17 protein-coding genes are annotated in these 14,587 nt (G+C 44.1%); 13 read left to right on the top strand and 4 right to left on the bottom strand.

What is annotated here, in order from left to right; genetic code table 11:
- Nucleotides 1-2 precede the first annotated feature (2 nt).
- Nucleotides 3-1,220, top strand: coding sequence for an arginine deiminase (locus GKS34_RS05205; protein ID WP_163383779.1), 1,218 nt, complete (start codon nucleotides 3-5; stop codon nucleotides 1,218-1,220).
- Nucleotides 1,221-1,492: 272 nt separating this feature from the next.
- Here the strand turns inward: GKS34_RS05205 and GKS34_RS05200 are convergent, their stop codons facing one another.
- Nucleotides 1,493-4,225, bottom strand: coding sequence for a putative LPS assembly protein LptD (locus GKS34_RS05200; protein WP_163384195.1), 2,733 nt, complete (start codon nucleotides 4,223-4,225; stop codon nucleotides 1,493-1,495).
- A 99-nt stretch (nucleotides 4,226-4,324) separates the two neighbouring features.
- Between GKS34_RS05200 and GKS34_RS05195 the strand changes: the two genes are divergently transcribed.
- Complete coding sequence (locus tag GKS34_RS05195) at nucleotides 4,325-5,125, top strand: N-acetylmuramoyl-L-alanine amidase family protein (protein ID WP_163383778.1); 801 nt, start codon at nucleotides 4,325-4,327, stop codon at nucleotides 5,123-5,125.
- 97 nt (nucleotides 5,126-5,222) lie between these two features.
- Complete coding sequence (locus tag GKS34_RS05190) at nucleotides 5,223-6,071, top strand: transglutaminase-like domain-containing protein (RefSeq protein ID WP_163383777.1); 849 nt, start codon at nucleotides 5,223-5,225, stop codon at nucleotides 6,069-6,071.
- Here the strand turns inward: GKS34_RS05190 and GKS34_RS05185 are convergent.
- Together GKS34_RS05185 and GKS34_RS05180 are read right to left on the bottom strand one after the other, a co-directional pair.
- Nucleotides 6,068-6,646, bottom strand: coding sequence for a redoxin domain-containing protein (locus GKS34_RS05185; RefSeq protein ID WP_163383776.1), 579 nt, complete (start codon nucleotides 6,644-6,646; stop codon nucleotides 6,068-6,070). The genes GKS34_RS05190 and GKS34_RS05185 overlap by 4 nt on opposite strands.
- 35 nt (nucleotides 6,647-6,681) lie before the next feature.
- Complete coding sequence (locus tag GKS34_RS05180) at nucleotides 6,682-7,311, bottom strand: 4'-phosphopantetheinyl transferase family protein (RefSeq protein ID WP_163383775.1); 630 nt, start codon at nucleotides 7,309-7,311, stop codon at nucleotides 6,682-6,684.
- A gap of 43 nt (nucleotides 7,312-7,354) precedes the next feature.
- On the opposite strand from GKS34_RS05180, the gene GKS34_RS05175 reads away from it, so the two are divergent.
- Genes GKS34_RS05175 through GKS34_RS05160 form a run of 4 tightly spaced genes read left to right on the top strand, consistent with a single transcriptional unit; the run spans nucleotide 7,355 to nucleotide 10,000 of the window.
- Nucleotides 7,355-8,269 (top strand): WD40 repeat domain-containing protein, encoded by a 915-nt coding sequence (locus tag GKS34_RS05175; RefSeq protein WP_163383774.1) that lies wholly within the window; start codon nucleotides 7,355-7,357, stop codon nucleotides 8,267-8,269.
- Between the two features lie 37 nt (nucleotides 8,270-8,306).
- Nucleotides 8,307-9,167, top strand: a complete 861-nt coding sequence (locus tag GKS34_RS05170; protein ID WP_163383773.1) for a DivIVA domain-containing protein — start codon at nucleotides 8,307-8,309, stop codon at nucleotides 9,165-9,167.
- Nucleotides 9,167-9,532: a dihydroneopterin aldolase gene (folB, locus tag GKS34_RS05165; protein ID WP_163383772.1), complete on the top strand. Its 366-nt coding sequence runs from the start codon at nucleotides 9,167-9,169 to the stop codon at nucleotides 9,530-9,532. Before GKS34_RS05170 ends, folB begins: the two co-directional genes overlap by 1 nt.
- A gap of 6 nt (nucleotides 9,533-9,538) precedes the next feature.
- Nucleotides 9,539-10,000, top strand: a complete 462-nt coding sequence (locus GKS34_RS05160) for a DUF4268 domain-containing protein (RefSeq protein WP_163383771.1) — start codon at nucleotides 9,539-9,541, stop codon at nucleotides 9,998-10,000.
- Between the two features lie 26 nt (nucleotides 10,001-10,026).
- On the opposite strand, the gene GKS34_RS05155 is transcribed toward GKS34_RS05160, so the two are convergent.
- Nucleotides 10,027-10,341, bottom strand: a complete 315-nt coding sequence (locus GKS34_RS05155) for a HesB/IscA family protein (RefSeq protein ID WP_163383770.1) — start codon at nucleotides 10,339-10,341, stop codon at nucleotides 10,027-10,029.
- Between the two features lie 110 nt (nucleotides 10,342-10,451).
- On the opposite strand from GKS34_RS05155, the gene GKS34_RS05150 reads away from it, so the two are divergent.
- The 6 genes from GKS34_RS05150 to GKS34_RS05125 are packed head-to-tail and all read left to right on the top strand — an operon-like array spanning nucleotide 10,452 to nucleotide 14,522.
- Nucleotides 10,452-10,973: a DUF7935 family protein gene (locus tag GKS34_RS05150; RefSeq protein ID WP_163383769.1), complete on the top strand. Its 522-nt coding sequence runs from the start codon at nucleotides 10,452-10,454 to the stop codon at nucleotides 10,971-10,973.
- A gap of 26 nt (nucleotides 10,974-10,999) precedes the next feature.
- Nucleotides 11,000-11,416, top strand: a complete 417-nt coding sequence (locus GKS34_RS05145) for a YkvA family protein (RefSeq protein WP_163383768.1) — start codon at nucleotides 11,000-11,002, stop codon at nucleotides 11,414-11,416.
- On the top strand, nucleotides 11,392-12,135 hold the full coding sequence (locus GKS34_RS05140) for a Rossmann-fold NAD(P)-binding domain-containing protein (RefSeq protein WP_240459206.1): 744 nt from the start codon (nucleotides 11,392-11,394) through the stop codon (nucleotides 12,133-12,135). Before GKS34_RS05145 ends, GKS34_RS05140 begins: the two co-directional genes overlap by 25 nt.
- A gap of 4 nt (nucleotides 12,136-12,139) precedes the next feature.
- Nucleotides 12,140-12,592: a D-aminoacyl-tRNA deacylase gene (gene dtd, locus GKS34_RS05135; RefSeq protein ID WP_163383767.1), complete on the top strand. Its 453-nt coding sequence runs from the start codon at nucleotides 12,140-12,142 to the stop codon at nucleotides 12,590-12,592.
- A gap of 56 nt (nucleotides 12,593-12,648) precedes the next feature.
- Nucleotides 12,649-14,196: an ATP-binding cassette domain-containing protein gene (locus tag GKS34_RS05130; RefSeq protein WP_317167959.1), complete on the top strand. Its 1,548-nt coding sequence runs from the start codon at nucleotides 12,649-12,651 to the stop codon at nucleotides 14,194-14,196.
- Complete coding sequence (locus tag GKS34_RS05125; RefSeq protein WP_163383766.1) at nucleotides 14,193-14,522, top strand: nucleotide pyrophosphohydrolase; 330 nt, start codon at nucleotides 14,193-14,195, stop codon at nucleotides 14,520-14,522. The genes GKS34_RS05130 and GKS34_RS05125 overlap by 4 nt, the downstream gene beginning before the upstream one ends.
- Nucleotides 14,523-14,587 lie beyond the last annotated feature (65 nt).

The raw sequence follows: 14,587 nt of genomic DNA, 5'->3' as shown, positions 1-14,587 counted from the left end.
ATATGCATTTGACCATTGACTCAGAATACCAGACCCTTAGTGAGGTTTTGGTACACCGGCCTGGAAACGAGATAGACAGACTGACTCCCTATAATAAAAAGTTGCTGTTGTTTGAAGACGTTCCCTATCTGGAAGAGATGCAACGGGAGCACGATGTGTTTACCCGTCTGATTCATGAAAGTTGCGGGGCAACGATTTATTTTTTCGAAGATTTGTTAGGCGAGATCCTGGGTCAACAGGAACTGTTACAGCTATTAATGCGTGAGGCCCTGACTGCCTCACGACTGGAACACCTCACAGCAGACTTGTTGGGAGTTCTTTCGGTTTCTGACTGTGCCCGGGCGTTGATATCCGGTATTAAGGTACGTGAAGTAAGAGGTAAACTAGGCAACCAATCTCTTGCAGACCTGCTGGATGTGGCCTTTTTAATCCCCCCTTGTCCTAATTTGTATTTTCAGCGAGATACCGCTGCTATCGTACCTGGTTGTGTCCTTTTTTCTTCCATGAAGCTGCCCGAACGACAGCGGGAAGCAAATATGGTTCGGATGATTTTTGAAAATCATCCCCTGTTCAGGGACAAAATTAAGAAAAGTTATCCTCCAAATTCACACAATAGCCCCGCTTCGTTGGAGGGTGGAGACATAATTATATTAAATGAAAAGGCAGTAGCAATAGGATGTTCCGAAAGGACAGAAGAAAAGGCCATTTACCACGTGGCTAAAAATCTAATTGCTTCTGGGAGTGTTGAGCGTGTCTATGAGGTTCACCTTCCCAAAAAACGTAATTTTATGCACCTGGATACCGTATTTACCATTCTGGACCAAAACAAAGTGTTGACCTATCCTGACGCCATTCAATCGGTGCAGCGGATATTACTTTATACCCGAAAGGAGGACGGAGGAAACGAGGTGCATATCAAGCGACAACATGTCAAAGATCCCTTACGTGAAATTTTGAAAAGAGAAATACCCGGGCTAGAGATTATTGGGACGGATAAGGTAAATCAGGAATATGCGCTCAGGGAGCAGTGGTTCGATGGGGCCAATGTTTTTACCATAGCACCCGGAAAAGTAATTTCTTACAATCGAAACAAGCATACCAACCGCGCTCTACGCGAATTTGGTGTGGAGGTGTTTGAAATGCCCTCCTCAGAGCTATCCCGAGGTTTGGGTGGCCCCAGGTGCATGAGTATGCCCATTAGTAGAATTCCTGTGGGTTAAGACTTCTTGTTGGGATCCGTCAAACTGCGGTGCGTGTACTTTCTATCCTATTGATGATAAGCTGATAGATCAAATTTGAAGACTATCTTTGAAAGATTCTTTTTCTACAAGTCTTCCATCGGGATGAATATCGGTACTTCTGAAAAAGCAGGAATCGATTTCCAGTGATGATCTCGGGAAATTTAAGTTTGATTTGGTCAATATTACCATTCTCCGGCAACCAACCGATGAATGCCCTCCTTCCACAGAAGAACATTTCCGTAGTTGGCTTTTTAGAAATTATCAAAAAAGGACCTTCTTCGGGATACTTTTAGATCTCTCAAAATGTTGGATTTTACCCTGATATCAATGTTGTAGGAAGTAAACCTACCAAAAGGCACCCAGTTGACGTTCATTTGCCAGCAATGCAGGTCTCTGGCAATACCGATCATGGTTTGGGTAATCCTGGCAGCCGCCACATCGTATCCGGAATTGAAATTGATTTTCCATTTATCGGATAGACTCAGGTCACCCGAAATATTTACAGCTTGCGTGATATTCGATGTACCGGAGGGGGCTTTGTTATAGCTGAGGTTATAGCTGAAGTTCATGTTCCAGGGAATGGACCAGTCAATGTATTGACTGGGATCATTAGCGATCCGATTGATTTCGTTTTCCACAAAATCATTCATTTGTCCTCCCTGATTCAGAAATTCATTGGTGAGTTCGTCACGCACCTCTCCAGGCGACTGTTCTGTTTTGCTGGGATTGAGGCTGCCATTTATATTCAGGGAAGCCCTACGGATGGTTCCCAGCCCCTGTCCATTATTCCAGGCATATTCACTGATTCGGCGTGTTACCTTAGATTCACCATTCGTAAAGGTCCGGGTGGCGTAGGGGTCAAAATTGGCGCTCAGGTTAACGGATAATTTTTTGTCAAAAAGAGAGGTTCGGGTGTTGAAGTTCAAGGGCGCCAGGTTGAAGGAGTCCACCGCAAAATTATAACTAGTAGATACGTTTAAAGTCTGAAGAATCGGTATTTTTTTGGTTTCGGCTTCTGCCGTGTCGCTTTCGGTTCTAACTTTGGCTTCCACCTGGTTTCGAATATTGATACTCAAGGCTTTGGATTCACCCATGGGTGCTCCGCCGTAGATAAAGCCCTGGTAGCGGGAAAGCCGTTGCATCCGGCCACTGCTATTGATTTGTACTTCCTGGTAGTATCCGTATTTGGGATCCGAAAAGTCCGGTGTGCTGGTAAATCCAAAGGTAGGCTGAATGTGGTGTCGGATGGCCTCGATTTTTGAACCTTCCTTAAAGGTGTAGAAACCATATATATTGGTAGCCAGGTTAAACGAGGAATTGTAGTAATTGATCCGATTGAACCCGTTTTCCAGAATACGGTCTAGCCGTTCTTCTGCAGGGTTGTAGTAATAATTGATGCGGTCCAGGTACCAGATTTCGGTAAAATTCATGGAGGCAGTTCCCGTGAAGAAACGAAAAAGGCTGAAATTGGAGGAAATGGGTACCGTATGCCGGAAGCCATTGTCCGCATCTCGGAGCAACTGAGGGAGATTGGCGAAAGTAAAGGGCAGTACATCCGGAGCGGTGGGCTGTCCCAGCTCTTCAAATTGTTGCTGTAGGTCAGGGTCCACTCCCAATTCCGGGGTGATCCGATTGTTGATGGAGTTTTGGGCATTGAAATTCCATGCAATATTCAGGGTCTTCAGCGGTTCAAACCGAATGTTTCGAAAAGGGTTTTGCCGGTTCATGTTTACTGCCACGTCAGGAAGCAGGAGGTTTACTTCGTCAGTAACCTGATTTTGGGAATGCCTGAGGTTGGCAGACATGCTAAAGGGGGTGCCGGAAAAAGTTTTGCTATAAGAAATATTGGAAGAAAAATCAGACTGCTGGGTTTGCTGAAAATTACCCGGATTGAGAATATTATTATTGTAGGATTTTGTTCCAAAGTTAGCAGCGGCAGAGAAGCGGGAATTCCCTCTGGTTTCCGGGTTGTGGTTCCACCGAAACCAAAAGGCATCGTATTCCAGGGGTTGCTCGGCTGTTTCGGGACTTTGGAATTTTTGGTAGTCGATATTTAGTCCCCCTCTGAATCGATACCGTTTATTGTAAACGGAAGCCGTTTTCAATCCATATCCTCCTTTGGAGAAAATCTCCCCTGTCACCCGGGTATGTATATAATCGTTGAAAGCAAAATAATACCCAAAATCCCTAAGGAAAAAGCCACGTCGCTGCTCTTCTCCGTAGGAAGGGAAAATGATGCCGGAGGTTTGTTCTTCCGGCGTATCTGGTATGACTCCGAAAGGAAGTCCCAAGGGAGTCGGAATGTTGTTGAAGTAGAGATTGAAAGGACCGGAAATAATGTGCTTTCCCCTGACTGACTTGATTTTGGAAGAGGAAATGTGCCAGTGAGGTTCGACCAGGTCGCAGGTCGTGTAAAAACCATTGCTCAGGTAGACGGATCCGTCTTTGGTTTTCTTTACGGTTTCTCCCCGAAGCAGTCCTTCATCTTGTTGGGTCACCACATCGGATATGATGGCTTTTTGACTTTCGAAATTATAACGCATCTGTTTTCGGATCTCGTAGATGCTGTTTCCTTCTTTAAAGACGGGAGTCCCCTGTACCACTCCGGTACTGTCTTCCAGACCGGAGGCAAACAACTCTGAATTTTCCCAGTCGATGATGATGTAATCTGCATCCAGACGGATATTGCCGTATTCAAACCAGGCTTGTTTGTACAAAAAGACCTTGTTTTGCGCAAAATCCGAAACAATACTGTCTTCGGCGTAATAATTGATTGTTGTTGCTATGTCACCAATTTCTTCCTGAATGGCAGCATCTAGTTCTTCAGGGGATATTTGAAGGACACTATCGGGTAGCGAAGGAAGTAGCGTATCTGGTTCTACTGCAGGTCGTATCAGGCTATCCGGTGCAGCTAAATCTAATTCACCAGATCTGCTTTTCTCGGTTTCCTGACCAAACACTGCCTGCCCAAAAAGCGTAAGCATACCTATGGAAAGAAAAGCGCGGGTAAGATAATGCACCAATAATTTCTGTTTGCTTTAAAAATTTCTAAATTTTGCGTAAAGTTAAGGTTATTAACGTTTATGAAACGAACCAGGTTGAAAAATATTCTTTTAATTTCTTTGCTCTCTGTGGCCTTTGTTTTTTCCGCTAACACTACGGCAGGAGAGAAAAAAACGGAATTTAAACTTCGAACAATCGTCATTGACGCAGGGCATGGCGGAAAAGATCCGGGTACAATTGGGAACGTTTCCCGGGAAAAAGATGTGGTCCTGGCCCTGGCTCTGAAAGTTGGTGGCTATGTCGAAGAATTATTGCCGGAAGTAGAAGTGATTTATACCCGCACTACGGATAAATTTATCGAATTAAAAGAGCGGGCCAACATTGCCAACCGAAACAGGGCTGATCTTTTTATCTCCATCCATTGCAATGCCACCTCTTCTTCCCGGGTCCATGGCACGGAAACGTTTGTTATGGGTAACAAAAACTTCAACGGCAATTTTGAAATTGTCAAACGGGAGAATGCCGTGATCTTGTTGGAGGACGATTATCAGGAAAATTACGAGGGTTTTGATCCCCAGTCACCTGAGTCCTACATGATGTTTAACCTGATGCAAAAAGCGTACTTTTCCAATAGTTTATCCCTGGCCGAGAAAATTGAAACCGACTTTTCCACCCGTGTTAATCGACACTCCCGGGGAGTAAAGCAAGCGCCCTTTTATGTGTTGTGGACCACCAGTATGCCCAGTGTTTTGGTAGAAACGGGTTTTCTTTCCAACAGTAGTGAGGAACGCTACCTAAACAGTAAAAGCGGTCAAACCTACGTTGCCTCCGGCATATTTCGTGCAATCAAAGCGTATAAAGAAGAGATTGAATCCCTTTAAGCACGGAAAGGAATCAGGCCAGCTATGAGGCCAGATCCAAGGAGAAATGGAGAAAAATTGGTACATTGGGGTAGTAATTTAAGAAGCAATTTACTTAATGGACAGTCAGCTAACAGACAAGGAATTAAATGCGCTGGTTTCCTTATTGGATGATACAGATCAGGAAATCAAGGATCATGTCAGGGGAAAAATTATTTCGCTGGGAAATGATGTGATTCCCTTTCTTGAAGACAAATGGGAAAGCTCGTTCAATCCCGAGTTGCAAAAGGAAATTGAAGAATTGGTTCACGAGCTGCAGCTAAACCTGCTTCGGCAACGCCTCGCAAGTTGGAAAAATTCAGAGGAAAAAGAATTACTTGAAGGGCTGTGGATTATCAACACTTATTTGTATCCGGAATTGGAGTTTGAGCAGTTAAATGCCATCATGCAGCAAATTTATTTTCAGGTTTGGACCAATTTTAAAAACGAGCTTTCAGTCTATGATAAAATCAAGTTGATCAATAATGTGTTATTCAATGACCTGAAGTTTTCAGCGAATACGAAGAATTTCCACAGCCCTGGAAACAGCATGATCAAAACGGTTTTAGAAACCAAAAAGGGAAATCCCATCAGCCTCTGTTCCGTTTATTTATTGGTGGCCAGGAAACTAGGTCTGCCGATATACGGCGTCAACCTGCCAAACCTATTTGTACTTACCTATAAGTCCGGAAAATTTAAATTTTATATCAACGCCTTTAATAAGGGGCTTATTTTTACCCGGCAAGATATTAACAATTACCTGGAGCACCTTAAACTGGAACCTCAGCCAGCTTATTACGAGCCTTGTGAGAACACGGATATCATCCGCAGAACCCTGCGAAACCTGGTTTTTGCCTTTGACAAAATTGGGGAGGTCGATAAAAGCAAGGAGATAAAAGAGTTGCTTGAAATTCTCGATAAGGATTAGTGGATCGTTCGGATGTTGCAGCCCACGGCCCGTGTCACGGCGGGACCGGGTCTTTTTCGAGACAAAATATCTTGGATTGCATTGTCCAGGTATCGAACCGAAACGCTGGCAGGGGATTGGGCATTGTTGTCAATGGCACCCTGATAGGCGATAGAATAGCCAGTTGGTCCTGAGGAAATGACAATGGCTTCGGGGATTTTTCTAGCACCTGTTTGTCGGGTAAATTCCTGCTCGTTGTCCATGAGGAAGGGAATGCCTGCATCTTGAGCCCAGGTTAGTTGCTGCATGTGGTCCTGATTTTCTTCTTCCATCCAGGAATGAGGATTAACAAGAGCAAAAAAAACATTACTACCTGAATACTGCTGATGCAAGTCTAGAATTCTTTCTTCATACAGTTTCGCATAGGGGCAATTCAAACTGGTGACTATAAATACCATGGTAACATCTGGCCCCTGATCCGAGATGGATACCGACTGTCCCGTAAAGGCATCTACCAGTTCTATGGCACCAATTCTCTGTCCCCATACCAGGGATAACCAAAAAAAACACACCAGAAAACATCCAAAACGTCGCATGGAACAAATCTTTTATTAAACAAAGATAAAAAAAATCACCAGACGGTATACGTAAGAATGATATCATTTTCGGAGATGACCTTTACTGAATAGTGGTGGTCCGCAAAATCGGTTCCGTATATTTTCCCTTTAATCACCGTTTCTGATTTAGTGAAGGGCTGCAGCAGAATATTTTGCCGGAGACTGATTCCTTTCCTGCCCTGACATTTAAAAATGGTTTCTTTTACAGACCAGGCTAGGGAATACAGGTAAGGATCATCGCCTAAAAAGTCCATTTCTTTAGGGTCCAGGTATTTTCTTCCGAGGGGCACGGTTTTTTCCCGCACTCTTTCCAGATCTATTCCTACCGGCATTTCTTTGTGAAAGATGGCTGCTGCCAAATCGCCATGATGAGTAAGTGAAACAAAGCCGTAACCATCCATGGTGTGGGATTTTCCATGGGAGTCTTTGTAAAAACCAGGATAAGGAAGTTGAATGCTTTCCAGGGCAGCTTTTATGGCCAGCCTCGCTCCTTTCCATTCCATTTTTTTACGTAGGTGGCCAATATTTGCCAGGGAAAGTTTTTCACGAAAGCTTAAAAAGTCCATTGGAAGGGTATTGGATTCATGAATATTGTTGACAGCAAAAGCAGATAAAGGACTAATTTTTTCTATTTTTGTTAACATGGTTACTCAAAATGAGCTGGGTGGTGAAAGTATGATGCAATATATGCCAAAAATTCAAGTAAATAAACTCAACACATTACGAGGTCACAACCACTCTGTGTATGCCCTATCCGGAGGGGTATCTCCGGAGCATTTTTACACCGGTTCGGGAGATGGCATGGTGGTAGCCTGGGATCTCCGGGAGCCAAAGGATGGAGTTTTACTGGCAAAGCTGCCCCATTCGGTTTACGCTCTTGCTATCGACAAAAAGCGAAATTTGCTCTTTGTTGGCCATAATTTTGAGGGTGTTCATGCCATTGATCTAACAAACAATAAAGAGGTCTGGTCTCTGAAAGTCACCTCCAATGCCATTTTTGATTTAAAGGTGGTAGATGACATGCTTTTGGTTGCCACCGGGGATGGTGTTCTGGTCGTTTTGGATATTGAAGCCCGTTCCCTACTAAAGCATTTGAAAATCAGTGAAAAATCCTTACGGGTATTATCTGTGGACCCGCTTCGGCGCCAGTTCAGCGTGGGTGCCAGTGATCATCAGGTAAAGGTGTTTGAATGGGAGGGATGGAGGCCGGTGGCCAAGCTGGAGGGACACAGCAATTCGGTGTTTGCATTGAATTATTCGCCGAATGGGAAAACCTTGATCAGCGGGGGAAGGGATGCCGTGCTCAAATTTTGGGATACCTCTGATTTTAGCCAGCTGTCCAGTGTGGCAGCACATATGTATGCCATCAATTACCTGTCTTTTCGTAAAGACGGAAGGTATTTTGTAACTTGTAGCATGGACAAATCGATCAAACTCTGGGATGCGTCCGAATTTAAATTGCTAAAAGTAATCGATAAGGCCAGGCATGCAGGTCATGGAACCTCGATTAATAAAGTAATCTGGACGGACTACAAGGATCAGGTGGTTGCAATAAGCGATGATAAAACCATATCGGTTTGGGATATACACATAAGCCAATAAAATCCGCCATTAATTCCGTGGATTTAAAAAAAACAAGATGAAAATTACACCCCTGGATATCCGCCAAAAGACCTTTGAAAAAAATTTCAGAGGCTATGACAAAGAGGAAGTAGCGGCATTTATGAATTACCTTTCGCAGGAATGGGAAAAACTGATAGAGGAAAAAAATGCACTGAAAGTCAAATACGAACAGGCCGAAAAAGAAGCTTCCAAGTTGCGAGAGGTAGAGCAGTCCCTTTTTAAAACCCTCAAAACTGCTGAAGATACTGGTGCCAGTATCATCGAACAAGCCAATAAAACAGCTGAGCTTATCCTGAAGGAGGCCCAGATGAATGCAGATGCACTCAATGCAGAATCTAAAAACAAAGCACGAAACGTGGTGGATCAGGCGGAATCTCAGGCCAAAAATATTATTGAAGACCTGAAAGAAGACGTGCAATTGCTAGTGGACAATTACGAAAAATTGCAATCCCAAAGGGATTATCTATTGAAAAACCTTAAAAAGACAGCAGCTGAGACGCTGGAAAATGTGAAAACGGTGCAAGAGGATTTTAGTGAAATCGATGCCGGAGCACATACTCGTATGGTTAAAGACCTGCAACGGAAAGAATCTTATTATTCCTCTCTGAGTAGGGAAACAAAAAGGGCGAGCCCTTCCGACGCTGAGGAAGAGAACCCTTCTTCCACCTATTCCTGGCAGCAGCCGGTGCGGAAGGATGCCCGCAGGGAAGAGTTGGATCCACCAGAAGATCAAAATACCAATAATTCCGCGGAAAAACCTATGGACGCCCATTCTGAAACACCAAATCAGCAGGAAGACTCCGTTCAGGAAAAAAACGAGCCGGAAGGTAAATCCGAAAAAAAACAATCCGGATCATTTTTTGACCAGTTTGATTGATGGGTAAGGTATCGTTGGAGGGCATCGAATTTCACGCCTATCATGGTGTTTTTTCGGAGGAAAAAAAATTGGGCAACCGTTTCACAGTAGACCTGCATGTGGCAACGGATTTTAGACAGGCAATGCTTCATGATGACCTGAAAAAAACCGTGGATTATTATAAACTCTACCAGATCGCCAAAGGTCACATGCAGGTTCCGGTAAAATTATTGGAGCACCTTGCTCACTTGATGATTCAGGATATATTAAAAGTGTATCCAGACACCACACAGATCTCCGTGATCATAAAAAAACACAATCCGGCTCTTGGGGGAGTGGTTAACTATTCGGTGGTGGAAGTGAATTATCCACAGGACTACCAATGAAATTACATGTACACCAGAAACGAGGTCAGCAAGCTAAAGCAGGAATTCTGGACCGCATTCGGCGGATATATGAAGCCGGTACCCTCCGCCGAAGGGACTCCTGTTAATTGGAAAAATTATAAAACCGGAATACGCCATATCTATTTCCGCATGTCTGCGGAGAGGGATAGAGCATGCATAGGGATAGAAATCCGGCATCCGGACCCTGGTATCGGAGAATTGCTTTTTGAACAGCTCATCTCATTTCGAAAATTGCTGGAGATCCAACTTGAAGAATCCTGGACCTGGCGTCCTTCCAACGAAGAAGAAACGGCAAATACAGGTCACAAGGTGGAAAAGTGTCTGCTTGGGGTAAATGTACTGAATAAAGACGATTGGCCTGAAATTATTTCTTTTTTAAAACCCCGAATAATTGCCTTGGATGCCTTCTGGGCTCAGGCCCAATATGGTTTTGAGGGACTCGCTTGAAGGCGGGGAGCCTCTATCCATTCAGGTCAGGCATCATGCCTTTTTGGTATGTCAGGATTGGTAAATACGAATCCACGGGCCTCGTTGCTCTCATGAAAATCTATCTGCATGCCCATCAGAAACATGACATGTTTTTTTTCTATCAAAACAGAAACTCCCTCCATTTCGAATTGTTGATCTCCTTCCCGGCTCTGGTCAAAACCCAGTGCATAGGATACACCTCCACAGCCACCGCCTTTTACACCTACCCGTAAAGAATAGTTTTCAGGAATATTCTTATTGGTGATGATATTTTTGATCTCATTAAGTGCCCGGGATGTAATGTTAATGGGTATCCGCATGTTCAGAAAAGGTCATACTTTTAGGAATGGTTCAAAATTACCAGAGAAAAGCCTTCGGACATAGCATAAATTGACAATATTTTGGATATTGTGATTTAAAACAGCGTTCGATGGAATACCTGATACAAATATTGAGTATTGTCCTTCCTGCCGGATTGGTAATCTATGGTATGTTTATCATTGCGGTATCATTTTTGAAGAAGGAAAAAGAAATGAAATGGCTAGATATAAAAACAAAAAACACGGAACTTTTACTCCCCCTTCGATTACAGGCAGGGGAAAGGTTGTGCCTGCTGATGGAGCGAATCTCTCCAAACAATCTGGTACGCAGAATAAACGAACCCGGATTTACAGCAGGAGAGTTGCACAGCAGACTGGTTGAAGAAGTCAGAAATGAATTCAATCATAACCTTTCCCAACAGGTTTATTTTTCGGATGATACCTGGGAATCTGTCCGAACAGCCATAGAACAGACACTTTCCCTAATCAACAGGTCGTACCAACAAGTAGATGGGAACGAAAAGAGCCTGGAACTGGCAAAAAAAATTTTCCAGTTTGCATTAGAGCAAGAAAAGGATATCATTGGCCTGGCATTAAAGAGAATCAAGGATGAAATCCGCGTGTATTACTAATACTCGTACAAATCGTATACATTATTATGCAAAAATCCACCCAAGAGCAAGGCTTCTTTGAAAGGGCAAAAGCAATTTACCTTAACCGGGCGATGCATATTGCGAGCACGGAGCGAAAATTACGTGTGTTGCTGGATAAAGCCAGCGTTAAATGGAAGGAGCTTTCGCAAAACCCCACCTTTGCACAGGTAAAATACCAGGTAGAAGTATTCATCAGGATGATACGGGCACACCTCAATAAACAGTATAACGGTCTTTCGAGCCGCTCCCTGGGGTTGTTGGTTTTGGGGCTCTTTTATTTCGCCCTGCCCACAGATCTAGTGCCGGATTTTATACCAGTCATTGGATATGTGGACGACGTTACCGTACTACTAGCCATTTTTAAGAGTCTTCAATCCGATATTGAGCGCTTTCTGGAATGGGAAAACGATCGGCAGATATGAGCAGGGTCGCATTGGTTTCCGGTTCGTCCGGTTTGGTAGGGGTGCAATTGCTTCACCAGTTATTCCAAAACTCCGCCTACGACTGGGTCATTTCATTTGGAAGAAGAGACCTTGCCCTAAAGCACCCCAAATTGGTTCAAATAAAGGTAGATTTTGGCGGGTTGGACCAGCTGAATGTTATAGAAGAAATCCGCCTTCAAAACAGGGGAGGGGACTTTCAGCCCCTGATTAGAAGCCTTGAAACAGAGTCTGTGCAACTTTCTGCATTTTGTGCCTTGGGGACGACCATTAAGGCTGCAGGCTCAAAGGAAAAATTTTATCAGGTAGACCATGACTTTGTAATTGGATTTGCCCGAATGGCGTTGAGAACTGGTGCCAGTCGTTTTTTCTACGTGAGCGCCATTGGAGCTGATTCGGGATCCTCGGTTTTTTATAATAAAGTAAAGGGAGAAGTAGAAGATGACCTAAAAAGAATAGACTTCACCTATGTTGGTATTTTTCAACCCTCTCTTTTGCTAGGTGACCGAAATGAAAACCGAATTGGGGAGGAAGTAGGAAAGATTCTGATGAAAGGCCTAACATTTTTAGGGATTTTGAAAAAATACAAACCCATATACGGTTACCAGGTTGCCAAGGCAATGGTGATCAAAGATAGTGGAGAAGATGTAGCCGGATACGAAACCATCCCTTCCTCCGAAATGCACACAATGACTCAATGAAGGTATGGTCGCAGTTTTACAGAGAGTGTCCCAGGCCGCTGTATGGATAGCGGGAAATGAGAAAGCGGCTATTGGGGCAGGGCTAGTAATTTTACTGGGAATTGAGGACGCAGATGGAAGGGAAGACATAGAATGGATCTGCCGGAAGGCGATTCAGATGCGTATTTTTGCTGATTCGGAAGGTGTGATGAATAATAGTATCCTGGATAGTGAAGGGGAGGTATTGCTTATCAGTCAGTTTACGCTTCATGCCAGTACCAAAAAGGGAAACAGGCCCTCCTACATCAAGGCAGCCAAACCAGATATAGCCGTTCCCTTGTATGAAACATGTATAAGAGAAATGACTAAGCAATTGGGTAAATCTATAGAAACGGGTGTATTTGGAGCCAACATGCAGGTATCCCTTGTAAATGATGGTCCGGTGACCATAATCCTTGATTCTAAAAATAAAGTTTAACCCCCCCCTTACCGTCAAGTAATTAGGGGCCTGAAAAAGTAAAAAAACCTTTAAAATTGATTCCGAAAAACCCGATGATTCCTGAAAATCCTGCGAATGATTTTTTAATAATCGAGCAGGCAACCGTGCTCCATCAGGGAAGGTCCCTATTTCAGCAGATGGATTTCAAAATAAGCACCGGAGAATCTTGGGTTATATTGGGCGCTTCGGGTAAGGAGCGGACCGCATTCCTGGAAACGTTACTGGGAAGAACCTCTCTGGTAGCGGGGAGCATTTCGAGACCGTTTGCCGAAGACTATCAAAAGGAGCAAAACCAGAAGGGGGTAGTCAACAGTTTTAGGGATTTGATCGCTTATGTTTCCCAAAAATACACTTTTAGAAACAAATCCAGCCAGCAAAATTTCTACTACCAACAACGATTCAACAGTTCGGAATCGGAGGATACCGAAACAGTAGCCCGGTATCTGGAACAGGCAGAAACTAAAATCCCGGGTCCTTGGAACCTGGAAAGCGTTATCTCTTTGTTTAACCTGCATGAATTCAAAGAAAAATCCCTGATTAAACTGTCGAATGGGGAAACCAGGAGGTTGGCTATGGCCCTGGGCTTATTAAAAAACCCGCGCCTTTTTTTGATGGACATGCCCATGACAGGACTGGATGTGCATACCCGCAACCATTTTGATGAGCTGATTGGAGCCATTATGCAATCGGGCATTCAGGTGGTTATGACCTGTACAGCTGGGGAAATCCCCTCGTGTATCAGCCGCTATGGATGGGTAGGACAGGGAAGGCTGAAGGTAGTAGATGACCCCCAAACCCTGATGGAATTGGAAAATCGTTCGCTTTTGCAAGGGGAGGTGCCTCATGCCGTTTTTAAGGGCTTGCTAAAAAAAGTATTTGAGGATTCCAGTATTACGACGGTCATTGAAATGCGGGAAGTGACGATCCGGTACCAGGACAACGTTTTATTGGACCGTGTCACCTGGAAGGTACTTCCTGGTGAGAGGTGGCTTATCCGGGGGCATAATGGTGCGGGGAAGTCTACGCTGATCAGCTTGGTATTGGGAGAAAACCCTCAATCTTACGCCAATGATATCGTGTTATTTGACCGTAAAAGGGGGACTGGGGAAAGTATCTGGGATATCAAGAAGCCCGTTGGATTCGTATCGCCGGAGTTGGGTAGGTTTTTTCCTTCCAACCAGACCTGCAAAAAAGTGGTTTTATCTGGTTTATTTGACACCATGGGTTTATTCAAAAAGCCGGATGTATCTCAGGACGCCTTGGCAGACGCCTGGTTGGATGCCTTTCAGCTGCTGCATGTAGCGGATTTGAATTTTCACCGAATCAGTTTGGAGGAGCAGCGATTTTGTCTGCTGGCCAGGGCCATGATCAAATGTCCCCAGCTCCTGGTCTTAGATGAAGCCTCCCAGGGCATGGATGAAGAGCAACGAATCCGTTTTCGACAGTCCGTTTCGGTTTTTTGCGAAAAAACGGGTATGTCTCTATTATTTGTAAGCCATTATGACGAGGACGTTCCGCCTTGCGTAAACAGGATTCTCGAATTGAAACATGGAAAAATCAACGAACAAACCGCAAAAAAATGACATTAGCTGAAGCTCAGGAAAAGGTAGATGCCTGGATCAATTCCACTGGCGTACGGTATTTTAATGAACTCACCAATATGGCTATTTTAACTGAAGAAGTCGGAGAGGTGGCGCGGATAATGGCGAGAAAATACGGTGAGCAGTCCTTCAAGGAAAGCGACAAAGACAAGGATCTTGCCGATGAAATGGCGGATGTACTTTGGGTACTAATCTGCCTGGCCAACCAAACGGGCGTTGACTTGACACAAGCCATGGAAAAAAATTTTGAGAAAAAGAATCACAGAGATAAAGACCGGCATCGAGCCAATAAGAAGCTTAAGCCCTGAGCAAGAGTATGGAATGCTCCAGAAATATTTGGGGCGGATAAAATAAAAAATGCCGGACTTAATTC

It is taken from the genome of Cyclobacterium jeungdonense (assembly GCF_010994275.1).
Lineage (GTDB): Bacteria > Bacteroidota > Bacteroidia > Cytophagales > Cyclobacteriaceae > Cyclobacterium > Cyclobacterium jeungdonense.
The sequence above is the reverse complement of the archived record's forward strand: the minus strand, read 5'-3'. Positions and strand labels throughout refer to the sequence as shown.